Genomic DNA, 2,368 nt, shown 5'->3' on the forward strand with positions numbered 1-2,368 from the left:
AGGGTGTGGGAGAGTAGGACACCGCCGGACAACCATTCGGTCGAGACCCCCCAACCACACGGTTGGGGGGTCTCCCACATTAACCACCAAACACCAACACCCCCCAGCCCCGGCCCACCACCGGGGCTTCTCGCATTTAACCACCCAACCCCCAGAATTCTTTGAGCTGCGCGGCCAGGGACCGGCCTTGGTCGAAACCGGCTTGAGCAGCGGGTGGTCGGAGTGACAAGTCCATCGCATTGGTGCCAAACATGTATTCGGCTTCGCTGTCCGGGAAGATGGTTTCGACTCTGCTGCCGCCGGCGCGCAGCTCGTCGAGCTGGGTTGCGAGATCCAGGCCCCACTCCACCGGTGTCCGCGTTCGGCCGCCGAATGGTGAGAGCACCAGCACCCGAGCGAATCCGGCCGCCAGGTCAGCATTCTCGGCGTTGGATCGGTAGCCGCCGTCGATGTATCGGTGGTCCCCGATGCCGTAAGCGAACCCACTGGCACAGCTGGCGGCCACGGCGTCGACCAAATCGACCCCGCTGTCGCGGTGGAACACTACGGGTGAGCCGGTTTGTGCATCAACCGCTGTGATCAACATCGTTCGCTGCGGCCAGTCCTCACTGGGCAGCCGGGAGCCGACGGTTGCGCGCCACTGTTTTTGCCGGGAATCGTCAAATGAAGCATCCAGCTCGAGCGCCGACGCCCCCATTTTGCGGCGCATGTCAGCCGCGTCCTCAGAGGCGGCGATGATGTTGCCGGTTCTCTCCATATGGGTGGCAACCTGGCCATTCGGAGCTCGTCCCCGGCTGGATCCGACCGGATCGCCCTGTCGCATTGGGGCAGCGGCAAGAATGGCGGTGAACAAATCGGCAGGGGTTGCGCCGGCTAGCTGGGCCGCGGCCGTTGAACCGGCCGATGTTCCGATGGTCAGATCGGCTGTGGTCACGTCCAGCCCGGCTTCGACGAGCCCGGCGATGACGCCGATCAGCCAGGCGTTGCCTGTGGATCCGCCTCCGCCGAGAACCAATGCCCGCTCGCCAGTCGGATGTATTCGTGTGGTGGCGTCGATCTGCGGCTGATTCCGGGCTGACCTTGGCTGGTCGGAGACCGGCGTCGAGGTGGAGTGCAGAGATGAAGAAGCAGTTGTGTTCATGGGAGTCGCCTTTCGCGAATTGCCTGGCGGGCGCTCCCGGTGGCGACTAGCTCAGTCGCGGGATCGTGGACTCCGGTGGAGCGCCCATTACGGATACTGCGTTCATGGGTCTCACCTCCTATCGATAGGTCACGATCACCCAAGAAAGTATCATTCCGGCGACCGGTGCGCAATCACCATCATGCGGGCGGACGTTCGGCGCCGGTTGGTAATGGTGCAGTGCCTACCGGTGATTAGCCGCCAACCGGCGATCAGTCGCCGGAAGCCTTCGATGCTTTGGCGGCCGCCTTGGCAGCTTGTTTGGTAGCGCGAACCTTCGCCAGTGACTCCGGGTCCACGATGTCAGCTACCGATCGGAAGGCGCCTTCGTCACCGTAATGGCCGGCCGCTTCGCGCCATCCCTGGGACTTGAGGCCGCATTGTTTCCCGAGCAGTGCGAGGAAGATCTGTGCTTTCTGCTCGCCGAAGCCGGGAAGGGCTTTCAGTCGCCGCAGCACTTCAGGCCCATCAGGATCCCCGGTGGTCCAAATGGCCGTGGCGTCGCCGTCCCAGTCTCGGTGTACGGCCTCGGCGAGAGTTTGAACGCGGGCGGCCATGGAGCCAGGGAAACGGTGGACGGCAGGCCGCTCCTTGAATACCTCTACGAAGCCGGCGGGATCGTACTCTGCAATCGTGGCCGGTTCGATGGACCCGATACGGGTCCGGATCTTTTGGGGCCCGGCGAACGCCGACTCCATGGTTACTTGCTGGTCGAGGAGCATACCTGTCAAAAGTGCGAATGCATCGTCGCTGAGAAGTTGGTCGGCGGCAGCATCTCCGGTGATGTGAAGTTCCATGCGGTCCATCCTCCCACTCGGCCGGCGCCCCCGTCATGGGAGCAGGAGCGGAAGCGGGACCACGTTGCAGGCGGGTTCGACGGCGGTTTGGTGGGGTTTTGGGGGTGGGTGGGGGTGTTGTTTGGGGTGGATTTGCGTTGGGGGTGTGGGGCGTGTATTGTTTTCTGAGTCGCCGGGTGCGAAACGGAAAGCCGGAAGGTGTGTACGGTTCGGTAGGCGGCCAAAATAATCCCTTTTTACCAATGGCCTTGTTGGTGCGCTTTTGTGGTGTGCTGGTGGGTGATGTTTTGGGGGGTCTGTTGTTTGAGAACTCAATAGTGTGCCAAGTTTGTTGATACCGATTGTTTTTTGATTGGTTGAATTTATGCCAGGTTGCTGCGCACCCCCGTGT

2 protein-coding genes are annotated in these 2,368 nt (G+C 62.2%); both read right to left on the reverse strand.

What is annotated here, in order from left to right; genetic code table 11:
• Positions 1 to 136 precede the first annotated feature (136 nt).
• Entirely contained in the window at positions 137 to 1,141 is a 1,005-nt protein-coding gene (locus ACIQC5_RS24190; protein WP_400287759.1) for a patatin-like phospholipase family protein, read from the reverse strand.
• A 251-nt stretch (positions 1,142 to 1,392) separates the two neighbouring features.
• Positions 1,393 to 1,986 (reverse strand): HhH-GPD-type base excision DNA repair protein, encoded by a 594-nt coding sequence (locus ACIQC5_RS24195; RefSeq protein ID WP_400287761.1) that lies wholly within the window; start codon positions 1,984 to 1,986, stop codon positions 1,393 to 1,395.
• Positions 1,987 to 2,368 lie beyond the last annotated feature (382 nt).

This window comes from Paenarthrobacter sp. NPDC092416 (assembly GCF_044755025.1).
Lineage (GTDB): Bacteria > Actinomycetota > Actinomycetes > Actinomycetales > Micrococcaceae > Arthrobacter.